The 16,777-nt window shown below is 71.2% G+C and carries 21 protein-coding genes; 8 read left to right on the top strand and 13 right to left on the bottom strand.

The window, feature by feature from the left end:
* Positions 1-10 precede the first annotated feature (10 nt).
* Entirely contained in the window at positions 11-148 is a 138-nt protein-coding gene (locus FH608_RS51735) for a hypothetical protein (protein ID WP_153264942.1), read from the top strand.
* Positions 132-1,271, top strand: a complete 1,140-nt coding sequence (locus tag FH608_RS31585) for a cystathionine gamma-synthase (RefSeq protein WP_139635992.1) — start codon at positions 132-134, stop codon at positions 1,269-1,271. The genes FH608_RS51735 and FH608_RS31585 overlap by 17 nt, the downstream gene beginning before the upstream one ends.
* A 28-nt stretch (positions 1,272-1,299) precedes the next feature.
* On the opposite strand, the gene FH608_RS31590 is transcribed toward FH608_RS31585, so the two are convergent.
* Both FH608_RS31590 and FH608_RS53915 read right to left on the bottom strand, forming a co-directional pair.
* On the bottom strand, positions 1,300-1,734 hold the full coding sequence (locus FH608_RS31590; RefSeq protein ID WP_139635994.1) for a hypothetical protein: 435 nt from the start codon (positions 1,732-1,734) through the stop codon (positions 1,300-1,302).
* A 10-nt stretch (positions 1,735-1,744) separates the two neighbouring features.
* Positions 1,745-1,870, bottom strand: a complete 126-nt coding sequence (locus FH608_RS53915) for a hypothetical protein (protein WP_263008702.1) — start codon at positions 1,868-1,870, stop codon at positions 1,745-1,747.
* A gap of 151 nt (positions 1,871-2,021) precedes the next feature.
* Between FH608_RS53915 and FH608_RS31595 the strand changes: the two genes are divergently transcribed.
* From FH608_RS31595 to FH608_RS31605, 3 genes are all read left to right on the top strand, one after another.
* Complete coding sequence (locus FH608_RS31595) at positions 2,022-2,444, top strand: DUF6292 family protein (RefSeq protein ID WP_226900073.1); 423 nt, start codon at positions 2,022-2,024, stop codon at positions 2,442-2,444.
* A gap of 166 nt (positions 2,445-2,610) precedes the next feature.
* Complete coding sequence (locus FH608_RS31600; RefSeq protein WP_139635998.1) at positions 2,611-3,060, top strand: hypothetical protein; 450 nt, start codon at positions 2,611-2,613, stop codon at positions 3,058-3,060.
* On the top strand, positions 3,057-3,404 hold the full coding sequence (locus FH608_RS31605) for a transcriptional regulator (RefSeq protein ID WP_139636000.1): 348 nt from the start codon (positions 3,057-3,059) through the stop codon (positions 3,402-3,404). Before FH608_RS31600 ends, FH608_RS31605 begins: the two co-directional genes overlap by 4 nt.
* Before the next feature lie 96 nt (positions 3,405-3,500).
* Here FH608_RS31605 and FH608_RS31610 read toward each other — a convergent pair whose 3' ends face one another.
* From FH608_RS31610 to FH608_RS31635, 6 genes are all read right to left on the bottom strand, one after another.
* Entirely contained in the window at positions 3,501-3,911 is a 411-nt protein-coding gene (locus FH608_RS31610; protein WP_139636002.1) for a YkvA family protein, read from the bottom strand.
* Positions 3,908-4,096, bottom strand: coding sequence for a hypothetical protein (locus tag FH608_RS31615; protein ID WP_139636004.1), 189 nt, complete (start codon positions 4,094-4,096; stop codon positions 3,908-3,910). Before FH608_RS31615 ends, FH608_RS31610 begins: the two co-directional genes overlap by 4 nt.
* Positions 4,097-4,112: 16 nt before the next feature.
* Positions 4,113-4,580 carry a GNAT family N-acetyltransferase gene (locus tag FH608_RS31620; RefSeq protein ID WP_139636005.1) on the bottom strand — a complete coding sequence of 156 codons (468 nt, stop codon included), beginning with the start codon at positions 4,578-4,580 and terminating at the stop codon, positions 4,113-4,115.
* A gap of 32 nt (positions 4,581-4,612) precedes the next feature.
* Complete coding sequence (locus tag FH608_RS31625) at positions 4,613-6,613, bottom strand: vWA domain-containing protein (protein ID WP_139636007.1); 2,001 nt, start codon at positions 6,611-6,613, stop codon at positions 4,613-4,615.
* A 96-nt stretch (positions 6,614-6,709) separates the two neighbouring features.
* Positions 6,710-7,417, bottom strand: a complete 708-nt coding sequence (locus tag FH608_RS31630; protein ID WP_139636009.1) for a hypothetical protein — start codon at positions 7,415-7,417, stop codon at positions 6,710-6,712.
* A gap of 94 nt (positions 7,418-7,511) precedes the next feature.
* A complete protein-coding gene (locus FH608_RS31635) occupies positions 7,512-8,903 on the bottom strand; it encodes a sigma 54-interacting transcriptional regulator (protein ID WP_226900074.1) in 1,392 nt (463 codons plus the stop codon).
* A gap of 171 nt (positions 8,904-9,074) precedes the next feature.
* Here FH608_RS31635 and FH608_RS31640 point away from each other — a divergent pair, with 171 nt between their 5' ends.
* Both FH608_RS31640 and FH608_RS31645 read left to right on the top strand, forming a co-directional pair.
* Positions 9,075-10,244 (top strand): FIST signal transduction protein, encoded by a 1,170-nt coding sequence (locus tag FH608_RS31640; protein WP_139636107.1) that lies wholly within the window; start codon positions 9,075-9,077, stop codon positions 10,242-10,244.
* Positions 10,245-10,269: 25 nt separating this feature from the next.
* On the top strand, positions 10,270-11,493 hold the full coding sequence (locus FH608_RS31645) for an ROK family protein (RefSeq protein ID WP_139636012.1): 1,224 nt from the start codon (positions 10,270-10,272) through the stop codon (positions 11,491-11,493).
* 157 nt (positions 11,494-11,650) lie between these two features.
* Here FH608_RS31645 and FH608_RS31650 read toward each other — a convergent pair whose 3' ends face one another.
* The 5 genes from FH608_RS31650 to hppD all read right to left on the bottom strand — a co-directional run bounded on the left by FH608_RS31650 (position 11,651) and on the right by hppD (position 16,031).
* Complete coding sequence (locus FH608_RS31650) at positions 11,651-12,334, bottom strand: hypothetical protein (RefSeq protein ID WP_139636014.1); 684 nt, start codon at positions 12,332-12,334, stop codon at positions 11,651-11,653.
* Positions 12,331-12,876, bottom strand: a complete 546-nt coding sequence (locus FH608_RS31655; RefSeq protein ID WP_139636015.1) for an RNA polymerase sigma factor — start codon at positions 12,874-12,876, stop codon at positions 12,331-12,333. The genes FH608_RS31650 and FH608_RS31655 overlap by 4 nt, the downstream gene beginning before the upstream one ends.
* Positions 12,877-12,961: 85 nt before the next feature.
* Positions 12,962-14,389: a M1 family metallopeptidase gene (locus tag FH608_RS31660; protein ID WP_139636017.1), complete on the bottom strand. Its 1,428-nt coding sequence runs from the start codon at positions 14,387-14,389 to the stop codon at positions 12,962-12,964.
* Between the two features lie 57 nt (positions 14,390-14,446).
* A complete protein-coding gene (locus FH608_RS31665; RefSeq protein WP_139636019.1) occupies positions 14,447-14,887 on the bottom strand; it encodes an RDD family protein in 441 nt (146 codons plus the stop codon).
* 34 nt (positions 14,888-14,921) lie between these two features.
* Complete coding sequence (gene hppD, locus FH608_RS31670; protein ID WP_139636021.1) at positions 14,922-16,031, bottom strand: 4-hydroxyphenylpyruvate dioxygenase; 1,110 nt, start codon at positions 16,029-16,031, stop codon at positions 14,922-14,924.
* A gap of 103 nt (positions 16,032-16,134) precedes the next feature.
* Between hppD and FH608_RS31675 the strand changes: the two genes are divergently transcribed.
* Complete coding sequence (locus tag FH608_RS31675; RefSeq protein ID WP_139636022.1) at positions 16,135-16,608, top strand: Lrp/AsnC family transcriptional regulator; 474 nt, start codon at positions 16,135-16,137, stop codon at positions 16,606-16,608.
* The last annotated feature ends 169 nt before the right edge of the window (positions 16,609-16,777 follow it).

A 16,777-nucleotide genomic window follows, 5' to 3' on the forward strand; every position in this document is an offset into this window, starting at 1 on the left:
GGGGACAGAAATGGTGGTCATCGGGTTCGTCCTGCTGGGTCTCGGCCTGGTCGTCGGGGTGCTGCTCGCGCTCGCCGACCCCGTGCTGCTGTCGCGCGTCAACGGGGATCCGGCTTCGGTAACGTGGCCCTATGAGCAACGGTTTTGAGACGCTGGCCATCCACGCAGGTCAGGAGGCCGACCCCGTGACGGGCGCGGTCGTGCCGCCGATCTACGCCACGTCCACGTACAAACAGGACGGCGTGGGCGGCCTGCGTTCCGGATATGAGTACAGCCGCTCGGCCAACCCCACCAGGACGGCGCTCGAAGAGGCGCTGGCGGCGGTGGAGGGCGGGGCGCGCGGGCTGGCGTTCGCCTCGGGGCTGGCCGCCGAGGACACCCTGCTGCGCGCGGTGTGCAAGCCGCAGGACCACGTCATCATCCCCAACGACGCGTACGGCGGGACGTACCGCCTGTTCGCCAAGGTGCAGCAGCGCTGGGAGCTGCACTACGACCCGGTCCCGCTGCACGACCTCGACGCGGTCGCGGCGGCGATGACGCAGAAGACGAGGATCGTCTGGGTCGAGACGCCCACCAACCCGCTGCTCGGCATCGCCGACATCGCCGGCCTGGCGCGGCTGGCCCACGACAACGGGTCCCTGCTGGTCGTGGACAACACGTTCGCGTCGCCGTACCTGCAGCAGCCCCTCTCTCTCGGGGCCGACGTCGTCGTCCACTCCACCACCAAGTACGTGGGCGGCCACTCCGACGTGGTCGGCGGGGCGCTGGTCGCCGCCGATCGCGGGCTGGGGGAGGAGTTGGCCTACCACCAGAACGCGATGGGGGCGGTGGCCGGGCCGTTCGACGCGTGGCTGACGCTGCGCGGGCTCAAGACGCTCGGCGTGCGCATGGACCGCCACTGCGACAACGCCGAGCGCGTCGTCGACCTGCTGCTGGCGCACCCCCGGGTCACCGAGGTGCTCTATCCCGGGCTGCCCGAGCACCCGGGGCACGAGGTGGCGGCCAAGCAGATGCGGCGGTTCGGGGGCATGGTGTCGTTCCGCGTCGCCGGGGGCGAGGCGGAGGCCGTGGAGGTGTGCAACCGGGCCAAGCTCTTCACGCTGGGCGAGTCGCTGGGCGGGGTGGAGTCGCTGATCGAGCACCCGGGCAGGATGACGCACGCCTCGGCGGCCGGGTCGCCGCTGGAGGTGCCGAGCGACCTGGTGCGGCTGTCGGTCGGCATCGAGACCGTCGACGACCTGCTGGCCGACCTCACCCGGGCGCTCGCCTGAACCTGGCGTTGACCCCGGCGGATGAGGCTCAGCCGGTCGGGAACACCATCAGGGCCAGGATGACCAGCCAGATCACGGACACGAGCCCGCTGATCGCGGCGATCCGCCCGTTCTGCACCTTCGCGTCGTCCTCGGCGCTCTCGCTGGAGAGCGCCCGGAGGGCGGCGCGCAGGTCGCGGTCGATGATGACGAGCAGCACCGCGGCGACGATGAACAGCGTCATCGAGGCCGTGATGTACCACCTGCCGAGCATCCCGTCGCCGAGCACCGCGCCGAGCGCCAGCCCGAACACGAACACGCCCAGCGAGCCGAGGCCGTAGAACCTTGTCATGCGCTCGATGTTCTGCAGCGCGGGCACGTTCTTGTTGCGGATGACGCGCGGCGCGGCCATCGTCGCGGCGGTGATCGGGCCGATCGTGAAGATCGCGAATCCGATGTGCAGCCAGAGAAGCAGGGACGACATGCCGGAGAGACTAGTCGCCGGTGATCTCGCCAGGGGACTCGACACCCGCTTTGCCCTTCACGGAGCACCGCATGATCACCTCCGTGGTCGCGACTGCGACGACCATCAGGACGATGAGCAGGACCGTGGCTATCATGGGCACTCCTCCTTCCCCGTGTCGGACGTAAATATCGTCCGTAATGACTAGACGGCGATGCAACGGAATAAGTTCGGCGCGGGTATGGTTGTGCTTCGTCATTTTTCGCCGTCACGCTTTCCCGCCGTAAGGGCACAAGGGGGTGCCATCCGTGGCCATCAGGCACGTCGAGCCGTACACCGAGGAGTGGCTGCGGCAGCCGGCCGGTTATGTACGGCACGTCATCGACGCGCTCGGACCTGAGGTCGCGGACTGGTGGGAGGGGCCGTGCGACCCGCGCGACGCCACGCTCCTGCTAGCCGACGGCAGCGCGCTGGTGTGGGACGAGGAGAGCGGCTGGCGCCTCGGCACGTTCGTCTCCGGCGGGCGCGGCGCCCACACCGAGCTGAACGGCATCCGCTACCTGGGTCACGGCCTCCTGCCCAAGCCGGAGCGCGTCCGCCCGGCGCTCGACGACGCGAGGGCCGGGGTCGGCGCCAGCTCGGCCTGGCGCCCCTGCTACCGCTCGCACCGCAACTGCCGTGACGGCTTCGACGTGGCCCTCGCCTTCTACTCCAGCCTCGTAGGCGCCTGAGTCTCCCCCTCTGACAGCGCGGACCTCCCGATGGAGGCCCGCGCTTCGCGCTGCCCGCACCCCTGGATGAGCCGGTTCTCGAATCTCGGGCGCGTAAGTACTTTCGCGATCCAAAAGTAGATGCTACTTTGAAAGTACTTCCGCTGGAGGAGGAGAAGGAGTTCCCATGACGCGCAACGACCCCTCTGCCGCAGACGCCCAGGCCGCTCGCCAGGCGCTGGAAGCCGCCGAGCACGCACGGGAAGCGGCCCGCTCGCGGCCGGCTGCCCCGGGATGGTACGGCGCGGCGCGCGGGCTGCTGTTCGCGGTGGTCTTCGGAGTGATCTGCGGCCCCTGGAACGGCGAGATCCCGCTCCTGATCGTCGCCGGCGTGGCCCTGGTGGCGTTCCTCGGCGTACACGTCCTGGTGGCGAGCCGCGGCGGAGTCATCACCATGCCCCACGGCCCGGTCGGGCAGCGCATCCTGATCCAGGCGATCCCGGTCGTCGCGTTCGGCCTCGGCTGGCTCGCGGCGCTCCCGTTCGGGCAGGCGGGCGGCGCCATCGCGTCCGCCGTGCTGGCCGGTGCCGCTCTGTGGGCGGTCACCGCCTGGGCGGAAGGCCAGGGCCGGTCATGACCGAGGAGCACGTCCCGCCGCCCGCGCTCGACGAGGTCATCCAGCACCCGACGCGGCTGACCATCATGGCGTTCCTGTCGGGGTGCCTGGAGGCCGAGTTCGGCGCCGTGCGCGACTACGCCCAGGTCTCCGATGCGAGCGTCAGCCGTATCGTCTCCGCGCTGCAGGACGCCGACTACGTCAAAGTCCGCAAGGGGTACGTCGGCAAGCGGCCCCGCACCTGGCTCGCCCTCACCGCCGAGGGCCGCCGGGCGCTCACCGGCCACCTGGACTCGCTCCAGGCGATCGCCGAGTCCGCCCGCCACGCCGCCGCCACCGACCCCGGTGACGGCCCGAACAACTGACCCCGCATGGGCCGGCCGCGCACTGTCGCGGCCGGCCTTTTCACGGGCTGGGCTGGACGGGGGCGCCGGCGGCTGTGGGGCTCGAAGAAGGCGGGCCTATTTCAGGCCGGTCAGGCGGCGGAGCACGGTGAAGCCGTCGTCGGTGCCGGGCCAGTGGCGGCGTACGGCGTCCAGGCCGGCCCGCCGTACGACCGAGCGCAGCACCGCCGTGACGATGATGGCGTCGTCGGCGTAACCGAGAATCGGGATGAAGTCGGGCACCAGATCGATGGGGAAAGCCAGGTAGGCCAGGAGCAGGGCCAGCCGTACGCGCACGCCGCGCGGCAGAGACCTGTCGGCGGCCAGGCGGCGCACCAGGCGCAGCACGTCGGGGAGCAGCCGAAGCGCCTCGCGCAGCAGCCCGCCGCGCGGCCGAACGATCGCCAGCGCCCCGATCAGCGCCAGCCAGGTGACGAGCAGCGCGACCGCCAGGCCGATCAGCAGGTCCCACCCCCACGAGCCGGTCACGCCTGCCCGCCCTCGCCCTGCGCCTCGGCGGCGACGCGCGCCCGGAGCAACCCGGTGGGTGGTGGCGGGAACGCGCTTCCGCCCAGCGCCCATCCTGTGCCCGGCCGCTCGGGGGCGGTCGTGGTCGACGGCGACCCGGTGTCGGGGGGCTTGGGGGTGAGGGCGGTCGTCGAGGGCTCGGTCACCTGGGGATCCGCCTTGCTACGGCGCTTCGTCGTGGAGGATCAGCATAATGTGCTCGTTGTCGCCGTGCCGCACCGTGCCCGACCGCTTGAAGCCGTGCTTCTCCAGGAGCCGCACCGACCCGGTGTTTCCCTCGTAAGGGTCGGCGTAGAGCGGGCGGGCCTTCTCCTCCCGCAGGAACAGCTCCAGGGCGCGGGTGCCGATGCCGCGCCCCCAGAACTCGCGGCCGAACACGTAGCCGATGAAGCGCCTGTCGCCCTCCCACCAGGCCACGGCGTTGCCGGCCAGCTCGCCGTTGACCGTCACCGCCTGCACGAAGACCGTGGAGTCGCCGAGGACCTGGGTCTCCCAGTGGCGGAGGAACGCCTCCCGGGGCCGGGGCTGGAACTTCGACCTCCGGACCGTCTCGGGATCGTGCTCGTGGGCGAGGAACACCTCAAGGTCGGCCTCCACCACGTCGCGCAGGCGTACGTCGTCGTCGTTCATGACCGGCAGCTTCCCAAACGGCACCGACAGTTTCAGCGGGCGCGGCGCAGGCGGAGGAAGTCGCTGACGACGTATTCGCCCAGGCGCTCGGCGCTCGGCGAGAAGACGCGGCCGCCGTTCCTGCGCGCCACCTCGTCCACGAACTCCTTCAGCCGGTCGTCCGCCGCCAGCATGAACACGTTGAGCGTGGCCCGGCGGCGGGTCATCTTGTCGACTTCGGCCAGCGTGAGCTCCAGGGTCTCGTGCGAGGGCGGCCACTCGAACGCCGACCTGCCGTTGCGCATCAGGTGGGCCGTGGGCTCGCCGTCGGTGACCACCAGCACCACTGGCTCGAAGTCGGGATGGCGGTCGAGGTGGCGGCCGGCGATCAGGAGGGCGTGGTGCAGGTTGGTGCCCTGGACCATGTCCCAGTCGAGGCCCGCCAGCTCGTCGGGCTGCAGGACCCTGGCGTAGTTGGAGAAGCCGATGATCTGGACGGCGTCCTGCGGGAACTTGGACGCCACCAGGGCCTGGAGCGCCAGCGCCGTCTGCTTGGCGGCGGCCCAGGTGCCCCGCAGGGCCATGGAGTACGACAGGTCCACGAGCAGGCAGACGGCCGCGGCGCTGCGGCGCTCGGTCTCGGCCACCTCGAAGTCGTCCACCGAGAGGCGGACCGCGACCCGCCCGCCCGATCCGGCCGCCCGCACGGCTCCGCGGGTGGTGGTGCCGGGGACGGCGACGCCGCCGCTGCGGACGCCGTTCACCAGCGTGCGGACCACGTCGATGGGCTGCTCGTCGCCGAAGCGCCACGGCCGGGACGAGCCCGTGAGCTCCCCGGCCGAGCCCGCGTCGTGCTGGTCGTGGTCGCCGCGGCGGCCCGCGTCGAGCGAGGTGAACACCCGGCGCAGCGCCGTCTCGCCCAGCCGCCGGACCGCCTTGGGGGTGAGCTCCAGCTTGCCGCGCCGGCGCAGGAGGTAGCCCTGCTGCTCCAGCTCCCGCTCGATGCGCTTGAGCGCCTCCAGGTCGTCGACGGCGGAGCGGCCGAGCGCACGGCGTACGGCGGACTCGTCGATGTCGTCCAGCCGCGCGCCCGGGTAGTCCTGGCGCAGGGCTGTCTCCAGCTGGGTGAGGTCGGCCAGCTCCTCCAGGGCCGTGACGGCGTCGCCCATGGCCAGGGGCTCCTCGCCGGTGAGCCGCTCGGGGGCGTTCCAGGCCAGGTCGGGGCGGCGGGCGTAGAGGGCCTCGCCCAGGCGGCGCATCTCGTCGGAGAGCCCGGCCTGGTCGAGCGTCTGGTTGATCAGCCCGGCCAGCTCCTCGCGCTGGCGCGGGGTCATCGAGGCCAGCATGCGCTGCGTTGCGGCGGCGCGGCGGGCCAGGATGTCGACGAGTTCCTCCAGGTTGCGGGGCTTCTCGGGGAACATGTCGTCATATTTCGCCATAAAGGCGTCAAAGTCGGCTTGGGTGTGCTGGCCGCGGGCGTCCTTGTCCAGCATGTCGTTCAGGTCCGACATCATCTGCCGGACGCGCTCCATCGCCTCGGGGTCCGGGTTCGCCAGGGCGTCCCGCAGGCCCCTGAACTGGCTGTCCAGGACCTCCCGCCGCAGCAGGTCGCGCAGCTCCTCGAACGTCTGCCGCGCCGCCTGGGAGCGCCACTCGTACGTGCTCAGCTCCTGGATCGCGGCGGCGGTGTCCTCGGGCAGCGCGTCGAGCCCGGCCTCCCGCAGCCGCGCGTCGTCGGACGGGTCGGGGAACAGCTCGGCCCGCTCCTGCCCGATGGCCTTGTCGAGCAGCGCCCGCGCCTTCTCGAGGGTGCCGTCGAGCCGCCCGCGCTCGCGCAGGTCGCGCCGGCGCCTGCGCACCTCCCTGAGCATGTCGTCGAGCCCGCGGCGATCCTGAGCGCCGGGCAGGCCGCGCTTGAGCAGGTCGCGCAGGGCGTGGACCGGCGTCGAGCCGGAGAGGATCGCGTCGCCCATCTCGTCGAGCGCCGCCCGCACGTCGTAGGGCGGGGCGAGGGGGTCGGGGCCGTCGTGGTACTCGCCATAGCGAAAGGCCATCACGCACCCACGCTAACCCGATCCGTCCGTTTCCGCGCCCCGATGGCGCTCACCGTGAGACCCGCAGAGCCCAGCACAGGAGCCCCGTGAGGGCCGTCAGGCGTCGCCGAAGACCTCCCACACCTCGTTCACCGCGCCGACCCCCGGCGTGTAGTCGAGCTGCACGAGGACGGGGTGCTCGGTGGCCTTGAGCGCCCTGGTCAGGTCGGCGGGCGTGCACGACTTCCTGCCGAGGCCGTCCCGGCCGGCGTTGACCGGCCGGCCCGCCAGCCACCCGTCCCGGCACCGCGCCGTGGTGCGGTGGAAGGAGGTGGCGTAGGTGTAGCCGAGCTTGACCCGCTTTCCGCCGCTCGCGAACACCACGGTGGAGTCGTCCACCCGCTTGATCGTGCCGCGCGCGGTCTGCGGGGCGGGCCACCGCGTGACCAGGAACTCGTTGATCCTGACGGCGTCGCGGCCCGCGTACTCGATGCGCAGCGGGACGGGACCGCGGTCCAGCTCGGTGTCGAGATCGCGGGGCGCGCAGCCCGTGCGGCCCAGCCCCTTGGCGTCGAGCGCCACCTGGCCCTCGGTCTCCTTCAGGTCGCACGCCACCGTGACCCGGCCGAAGGCGGCGCCGGTGTAGCCGAGCCGCAGCTCCTTGGCGCCCGTCAGCGCCTTGAGCCGGTAGCTCTTGACGTCGCCCTCGTGGACGAACGCGGCCGATCTGGGCACGATCCGCAGGTGCCCCTCGCCGTCGCCCCACGCGTACCCGTACACGACCTCGGTGGTCTCCGCGAAGGCGGGCACGGTGAAAACTCCCATGGCGAGAGCGGTGGCACAGGCAAGCAGGCGCATCGGCGATCCCCCGGTCGGTGTGGTGAACTACCCACTATGACGCGAGGGACCGCCGTGATGTTCACGTGCGGTAGACGGACACGCCGTCAAGGTCTTCCTTGGACAGGCGCCGCATGAGGTAAAGCCCCTCCAGCGCGAACTCCAGCGCCGCCGCCGCGTGCCCGGGCGACTCCTCGCCCGCGCCCATGCCGAGCCGCGACATGACCTTCGCCAGCCCCGGGACGGGCCCCATCCGGTGCAGGAGCTCGCCGGCGGGGACCAGCTCGCCCGACTCCACCTGGGTGCCCTCGGAGAACTTGTCGATGATCGCCGACAGGTCCATGCCGCCCAGCCGGGTCCTGAACGTCTCCGCCGTGGCCCTGCGCAGCAGGTGGGCCAGGATCTCGGTCTCCCTGCCCTCCTCGCTGACCTCGAACTCCACCTTGCCCCGCAGGCTGTGGACCACGCAGGCCAGGTCGACCACGCGGGTGACGGCCTGCTCCTCGCCCGCGAGCGCCGCCCTGCGCACGGCGGAGGCCGCCGCGGTCTCGGCGGCCGCGATCGAGAAACGCGCCGACACGCCGGAGCGGGCGTCCACGGCCGTGGACTCGCGCACGAGCCGGGTGAACCGGGCGATCGCCTCGACCAGGTGCTCCGGCACGTCGGCACCGATGTCGGGCATGGACTCCTGGCGGATGAGCGTCAGCTCGTCCTCAACGGTCGTCGGGTAGTGGGTGCGGATCTCGGCGCCGAAGCGGTCTTTCAGCGGGGTGATGATCCGGCCCCTGTTGGTGTAGTCCTCGGGGTTGGCGCTGGCGATGAGCAGGATGTCGAGCGGCAGGCGCAGGTTGTAGCCGCGCACCTGGATGTCGCGCTCCTCCAGCACGTTGAGCAGCGACACCTGGATCCGCTCGGCCAGGTCGGGCAGCTCGTTGACGGAGAAGACGCCGCGGTTGGTGCGGGGGACCAGGCCGTAGTGGACGGTCTCCGGATCGCCGAGGGTGCGCCCCTCAGCGATCTTGATGGGGTCGACGTCGCCGATCAGGTCGCCCACGGAGGTGTCGGGCGTGGCGAGTTTCTCGCCGTAACGCTCGTCGCGGTGCTTCCACGCCACCGGCAGCTCGTCGCCCAGCTCCCGCGCCAGCGTCTGACAGCGCGTGCAGACCGGCGCGTACGGGTGGTCGTTGATCTCGCAACCCTCGACCACCGGGGTCCACTCGTCCAGCAGGCCCGTGATGGTGCGGATGAGCCGGGTCTTGCCCTGACCGCGCTCGCCGAGGAGCACGAGGTCGTGGCCGGCGAGCAGCGCCCGCTCCAGATGCGGCAGGACGGAGTCGTCGAAGCCCACGATGCCGGGGAAGCGGGGCTCGCCCGCCCGCAGCTTGGCCAGCAGGTTTTCCCGGACTTCGGCTTTGACGGTGCGATGAACGTGGCCGCTCTCTCGCAACTCGCGGAGAATACGTGGCTGATGCACGGGATCGAGACTACGTCCCCTGCGCGCGATACGGCAGAGAGTTTCACATCTGGCGGAGATTACGGATCTCGATTATTGAGTGACGGTTCGTGCGCGTGCTTGTCCTTTTAGTGGGGAGAAACGGGGCTAGGGAACTTTGACATGTCGAGGGAGGCGAGACGCGTGGCCTTGATGACGAGCCGCTTCGCCGACGGCCTCGCCGTGGGTTCCGACCTGGTGGAGGCCGCGGAGACCGCCGTCGGCCGGGCACTGGCGAGGCTCAGCGGCCGAGCCGACCTGGTCTGTTTCTTCATTTGCGGGGACGATCCCGATGACGTCGCGCGAGCCGGTGAGGCCGCGATGAAGCTCGCACCCGACGCGCACGTGATCGGATGCAGCGCCACGGGGGTGATCGGTGACGGGCAGGGGGTGGAGCTGACACCCGCTGTGAGCGCGTGGGCGGCGACCTTGGACGGCGCGAGGCTGACGACCTTCGCGCTGGAGACGCTGGCGGCCGAGGACCGCTTCGTGGTGGTCGGGCTGCCGGAGCGGGGCGGTGACGACCATGTGGCGATCCTGCTGGCCGATCCGTACACCTTCCCGACCGACGCCTTCGTCGAGCGCTCCGTGGACGTGCTCGGCGAGTTGCCGCTGATCGGCGGGCTGGCCAACGGGCTGCAGGGACGGGGCTCCGTACGGCTGTTCGCCGACGGCGAGGTCTACACCGAGGGCGCCATCGGCGTGCTGATCAGCGGCCCGGTCAAGATCAGTACGGTGGTGAGCCAGGGCTGCCGCCCGATCGGCCCCAGCATGGTGGTGACCGCCTCGGAGGACAACCTGCTCCTCGAACTGGCCGGCCAGCCGGCGCTCGCCCGCCTGGAGGACATCGTCACCGATCTGGACGAGGACGACCGCGAGCTCGTCGCCGCGGGGCTGCAGATCGGCCTGGCCATGAACGAGTACGCCGAACGCCACGAACGCGGCGACTTCCTCATCAGGGGCGTCATCGGCATCGACCCGGAGCGCGAGGCCGTGGCCATCGGCGACATCGTGGAGGTCGGCAGGACCGTGCGCTTCCAGGTGCGCGACGCGGCCACCGCCGACGAGGACCTGTATGACCTGCTGGACGCCCACCGGGAACAGCTCGGCAAGGTGGACGGGGCGCTGCTGTTCTCGTGCAACGGCCGGGGCTCGGCCATGTTCGGCACGGCCGACCACGACCCGGTCGCGCTGCGCGACACGCTGGGGCCCATCGGCATGGCCGGCTTCTTCGCCGCCGGCGAGGTCGGGCCGGTGGCCGGCCACAACCACGTGCACGGGTTCACGGCGTCGGTGCTGGTGTTCTCCAGCGGCGGCTCGTGAGCGCCCTCGGTACGGTGGCCCGCCCGTGATCCTGGCGATCGACGTCGGCGGCACCAAGCTGGCCGCCGGGCTGGTCGCGCACGACGGCACCGTGACCCGGTCCGTACGGGTCGGCACGCCGCAGGGCGCGGACGCCGAGACCCTGTGGCGGACCCTCGTGGACCTCGTCTCACCGCTGTCGGCCGGTGCCGAGGGCGTGGGCGTGGGGTGCGGCGGGCCCATGAGCCGGCCCGGCGGGGACGTCTCGCCGCTGAACATCCCCGGCTGGCGCGGCTTCCCCCTCCGCACCCGGCTGGCCGCGCTCTTTCCCGGCGTTCCCGTACGGCTCCACAACGACGCCGTCTGCCTGGCCGTGGCCGAGCACTGGAAGGGCGCCGGGCGCCGGACCTCCCACATGCTGGGGATGGTGGTGTCCACGGGGGTGGGCGGCGGGCTGATCCTGAACGGACGGCTGGTCAACGGCAGGACCGGCAACGCCGGGCACATCGGTCACGTGGTCGTCGAGCCGGTGGGCGGGCCCCGGTGCGGGTGCGGCGGGCACGGCTGCCTGGAGGCCGTCGCCAGCGGCCCCGCCCTCACCGCCTGGGCCCTCGCCCACGGCTGGACCCCTCGCTCCGGAGGCGTGCGCTCCGCGGCGGAGGCGGTCGACGGCGGGGTGCAGGCCGCGCGTGATGGGTTGGAGCCCGTGCGAGCCGCGGTCCCTGAGGCCGCACCCGCTCGGGCGTCCGTCGGGGGCGCCGGCTCTGGTGCGTCCGTTGGAGGCGGTGGGTCCCGTGGCGCGTCCGCTCGGGCAGGGGAGCCGGGTGCCGTGACCGCCATGGCCGGTGGATCCGGCGCCGTGACCCGTCCTGGTGGCGAGCGTGGGGACCCGGCCGCGCTTGCCGGTGCGCGGGTGGCGGGCGCTGGGGAGACGTATCGGGAGGATCGGGCGGTGACCGCTCGGGTGCTGGCGGCGGACGCGCTGGCCGGGGAACCGGTGGCGTTGACGGCGATGTGCCGGGCCGGGCGCGCGCTGGGCATCGCCATCGCCTCCGCCACCCACCTGTGCGACCTGGACCTGGTCACCATCGGCGGCGGGCTGGCCCAGGCGGGGGAGCCGCTGTTCGGCCCGCTGGAGGAGGCGCTGCGCGAGCACGCCAGGATGCGGTTCGCCCGCCGGGTCGAGGTCGTGCCCGCCGCCCTGGGCCAGGATGCCGGGCTGGTCGGGGCGGCGGCCCTGATCCTGGCGGGCGAGCGTTACTGGGGCTGAAGGCCCGGCGACCCCGTCTGCTCGGGAGGGCCGCCGGGCCTGGTGCGGCCGGGCGATCACCGGATGGCGTCGCCGGCCTGGTGTGCGCCGGGCGCTCCCCGGGAGGAGCCGCCGGGCCGATGCGGGCCGGGGATGAGGTGCCGGCCCGCGGGGTGGGTCACTCGGTTCCGGTGCTGAGGCTGGGGCCCTGGTCCTTGCCCTCCGTCTTCGTGTGGAAGCCCGCCCCGCCGTCGTCCTCGAAGTTCGCGCCGGCCCCGCCGTCGCCGGGCACGGGCATCGAGGTGGGTACGCACGCCGCCACCGCACCCTTGACGACCTGCAGCGAGGTCGCGAACGGCGGCCTGTCGGCACCGTCCTCGCTCTTCGAGACGGTCAGCACCAGCGTCTCACCGGCCGGCACCTGCCCCTCCTCGATGGTGAAGGCGATCCCGTCGCCCGAGCGCCTGATGCTCGCCCCAAACCGCCCAGAAGCGGTGCCGGCCGAGCCGCGCGGGTCCTTGCAGGTCTGCCCCTGCGGCAGGTAGTCCACCACGGCCTTGACCCCCGCCTGGGCCAGCTCGGCCTCCAGCCCCTCAGGGTCGCTGAACTCGTGGATCTGCACGCTGACCGCCCCGTCGGATGCCTTGGTGACCGCGTACGCCGGGCTGCTCGTGAGCCCGGTCAGGGTCACCACCGCGGTGGCGGCCGCCGCGACCCCCGCCAGCGCCGCGGACAGCCCCACGAGGCGCCGCCGCGAGCCGCGCCTCACCGGTGTCGTTGTCGTCGTCATCCCGTTCTCCGCCTTCCGCGTCGCGATCTCTTCCGTGAGTGCACTGAGAAGGCGCTCTTCGAAGTTGCTCATGCCTGTCCTTCCACGTACACAGGTGGCGGCGAAGCGACGTGTTCAAGGGCCCGTCTCGCCCGGTGCAGTCTGACCCGCGCGGTCACCTGTCTGACGCCCAGGGCCGCGGCGGCCTCGGCGACGGTGAGCTGGTCGATCGCCACGAGCTCCAGCACCGCGCGCTCGCCCTCCGGCAGGCCGCGCATGGCCTCCAGAGCGCTGCGCATCTGGCGCTCGGCGTCGATCCGCTCCTCCATCCTGGCGAGATCGTCGTCGTCCATCAGGCGACGGCCCGCGAGGCGGCCGGTCGCCCGCGCCTCCCTGGCCGCCCTCCGATGCTGGGCGGACACGACGTTGCGCGCGACGCCGTACAGCCAGGCGATCTCGCTGCCCCGGCCGGGCACGTAGGTGTGCGCCGAGTCCAGTGCCGCCAGGAAGATGTCCGCCGTCAGGTCGGCGGCGAGGTGAGGATCGCTCACCCGCCGGACCACGAACTTCATCACGGCATCGACGTGGCGGCGATAGAAGGCCTCAAAGGCCGCGGGGTCTTCGTTGAGGCGCACTGGCCTCGCTCCCTTCGTCGTTCGCCTTACACCCGTACTTGGATCGGGCGACGAGAAGCGTTTCCCCGCAGGTCAGGCGCGCGGGTCAGGCCGGGCGAGTGGGTTGGAAGAGCCAGGCGTCGAAGAGCTTCGACAGGTCCTTGCCGGACAGCCGCTCGGCGAGGGCGATGAACTCGTCCGTCGTGACATGACCGTAGCGGTGGGCGGCGGTCCAGTCTTGGAGCAGCTTGAAGAAGGTGGTGTCGCCGATGGCGTCGCGCAGGGCCTGCAGCGTCATGGCGCCGCGGGTGTAGACGGACATGTTGAACAGGTCGTGGGGCAGGGCGCGCCCCGGCGGGTAGGCCCAGATCGGGCTGGTGGCCGGCTGGGCGTGCAACTCGTCGAAGATGGCCTTGGCAGTCCGCTTGCCCTTGTGCTCCGACCAGAGCCACTCGGCGTAGGTGGCGAAGCCCTCGTTGAGCCAGAGGTCCTTCCAGCGCCTGATGGTCAGGCTGTCGCCGAACCACTGGTGGGCCAGCTCGTGGGCGATGATGCTCGCGTCGGGCGCGAAGCCGCCGTAGAGCGGCTTGGTCTGGTTCTCCAGGGCGTAGCCGGCGGCGAAGTCGTCGACGATGCCGCCGGTCGAGGAGAACGGGTAGGGGCCGAAGACCTTGGACCAGTAGTCGGTGACCTCGCCGGAGACCGTGTAGAGCTTGTCGAGCGCGGACTTGAACCTGGGGTCGACGGCGGCGGTCTCGGGGATGCCGCCGGGCGTGCGGCCCTCGCGCAGGTCGAACTTGCCCATCGTGGCCGTGGCCAGATAGCTGGCCATCGGGTGCCGCTCGCGCCAGTGGTAGGTGGTCTTGCCGCCGGCGGTCGTGGGCTTGCCCACGAGCTCGCCGTTGGCCAGCGCGGTCACCCCGGCGGGCACGGTGATCTTGAAGTCGTAGGTGGCCTTGTCGGCGGGGTGGTCGTTGTTGGGGAACCAGGTCTTGGAGCCGTCGGGCTCGGAGGCCACGAACGCGCCGTCGGGGGTCGGGACGAAGCCGTACGTGCCGAGGTTCGCGCTGTCCTTCTCCGCCTGGGGCACGCCGGCGTAGGTCACCTTGACGGTGAAGCGGGAGCGGACGTCGATCGGCTCGGCGGGCGTCACGGTCAGCTCGTCGCCGTTGCGGCTGAACTCGGCGGCGGCGCCGTCGACGCGGACCCCGCTCACCTTCAGCCCGGCCAGGTCGAGGTTGAAGCGGGACAGGCCCTGGGTGGCGGCGGCCTTGATGGTGGTGACGCCCTTGAGCTGCTTGGTCGCGGGGACGTAGTCGACGACCAGGCCGTAGTGGGAGACGTCGTAGCCGCCGTTGCCGTCCGTGGGGAAGTCGGGGTCGCCGATGCCGGCCGCGCCCGGCCGGTGGGAGAGGGCGGGGGGCGGGTCGTCGAGCCGGTGGTCGGCGAGCGACGGCGGGTCGGTGGTCGGCGCGCACCCGAGGACGCCGGCCAGCGTCGCCAGCAGTGCCACCTCGCGCCAGTGAGTACGCATCGGCTTATGGCCCCCCATCCAGCCCCCTTCAAACCGTGACCAGAATCTTACGCTGGGTCAGGCATTGACGACGACGGTCCTCGCGACCTTGTCGTGCAGGGCCTGTTTCCGGGGGTCGAAGAGGATCCAGCCGAGGTCAAGCAGCATGCCGACGCAGCAGAGCCATTCGAACGCGGTGGCCGCGGCCTGTCGCACCGCGGCCTGCGTCACGGTGATCCTGGCGCCGTAGTCCTGCACCACCCGCATGCCGAACAGCCGCTTGCCCAGGGTCTGGCCGTTCCAGAAGGCGTGCAGCAGCCAGAAGTAGAGGAAGGCCACGAGCCCGGTCGCGAAGGTCTGCTCCACCGGGTAGCGCTCCCAGGCGCCCCTGCCCCGGTCCCAGACGTACTCCCAGCTCGGCAGCGTGAAGGGGGCGGAGATGACGTTGATGACGAGCCAGTCGAGGACGCCGGCGAACAGCCGTCGCCAGCGCCCCGCCAGACCCGGTGGTGATCCCATGAACTCCTGATGACCACCACCAAGTCGGGACAAACTAAAGGTTGCCCCTGCGTTCCTGCTCCCGCTCGATGGCCTCGAACAGCGCCTTGAAGTTGCCCTTGCCGAATCCGAGCGAGCCGTGCCGCTCGATCAGCTCGAAGAACACGGTGGGCCGGTCCTGGACCGGCTGGGTGAAGATCTGCAGCAGGTAGCCGTCCTCGTCGCGGTCCACGAGGATCCTGCGCTTCTTCAGCTCCTCGATCGGCACCCGCACCTTTCCGATGCGCGCCCGCAGCTCCGGGTCGTCGTAGTACGACTCGGGCGTGTCGAGGAACTGCACGCCGGCCGCCCGCATGTGGTCGACCGTGGCCAGGATGTCGTTGGTGGCCAGCGCGATGTGCTGCACGCCAGGACCGCCGTAGAACTCCAGGAACTCGTCGATCTGCGACTTCCTGCGGCTGACGGCCGGCTCGTTGAGCGGGAACTTGACCTTGCGCGTGCCGTCGGCCACGACCTTGGACATGAGCGCGGAGTACTCGGTGGCGATGTCGTCGCCGACGAACTCCGCCATGTTGGTGAAGCCCATCACGTTCCGGTAGAACTCCACCCACTCGTCCATCTTGCCGAGTTCCACGTTGCCGACGCAGTGGTCGACGGCCTGGAAGAGCCGCCCGGTCCTCGTCGCGGGCGCCGCCACCAGAGGCTCGGCGGCCACGTATCCGGGCAGGTACGGGCCGTGGTAGTTGGACCTGTCGACCAGCGTGTGCCGGGTCTGGCCGTAGGTGGCGACGGCCGCGAGCTGCACCTTGCCGTGCTCGTCCTCCAGCGTGTACGGCTCCGCCAGCCCCGTGGCCCCGTGGGCGACCGCGTACGCGTGGCCCGCCTCGACGTCGGGCACCTGGATGGCCAGGTCGATCACGCCGTCGCCGTGCTCGGCGACGTGCCGCGCCAGGTCGGTGCCGGGGCGCAGCGAGCCCCGGAACTCGAACGTGGCGCTGCCCGAGACGAGCACGTACGCCACCTCGTCCCGGCTGCCGTTCTCGGGGCCGCGGTAGGCGACCAGCTTCATCCCGAACGCGGTCGAGTAGTAGTGGGCCGCCTGCCTGGCGTTGCCCACGGCGAACACGACGGCGTCCATGCCGTTGACCGGAAAAGCATCACTCATACCCCCAACTCTCGATATTCCTGGACGACCTGCGCAACAGTTGCTTTACACGGTGGACAACCTGTCTAGCCTGTTAGGGATATGTCCGGTAAATCTGTACAGTATGACGATCGATGAGCTGGACGCACGACTGATCGCCCTCCTGACCGAGGAGCCCCGCCTGGGCGTGCTCGAATGCTCGCGCCGGCTCGGCGTGGCCCGCGGCACCGCGCAGGCGAGGCTCGACCGGCTGGTCGCCAGGGGAGTGATCACCGGGTTCGGGCCCGACGTGTCGCCCGAGGGCCTGGGTTACGATGTCACCGCCTTCGTCAGCATGGAGATCAGGCAGGTCGCCGGGCACGACCCGGTGGCCGACCAGTTGGCCGCGATCCCCGAGGTGCTGGAGGTGCACACGATCACCGGCGACAGCGACCTGCTCTGCCGCGTGGTCGCGCGGACGAATGCCGATCTGCAACGGGTCATCGATCGCATCGTGGATGTTCAGGGTGTGCTGAGGACCAATTCGATCATCGTGCTTGACACACCCGTTCCATACCGAGTGCTGCCGTTGGTCGCCGATGTCCCCCGCCGGGGCTAGCGCGGGCCGTACTATCGCTTTGGGACAGGGCACCGATATCGATCGTTTACCCTTGGGCATTCGCCCAGCTTGCGGGGGTTGGGCGACGCTTGACGAGGGGGTCGAGGGTGCGGAGTGGCGGTGGCAACGGGATGCGAAAACGACGAGTTCTCCGAATAACGGCAATCTC

This window comes from Nonomuraea phyllanthi, assembly GCF_006334985.2.
Classification (GTDB): Bacteria; Actinomycetota; Actinomycetes; order Streptosporangiales; family Streptosporangiaceae; genus Nonomuraea; species Nonomuraea phyllanthi.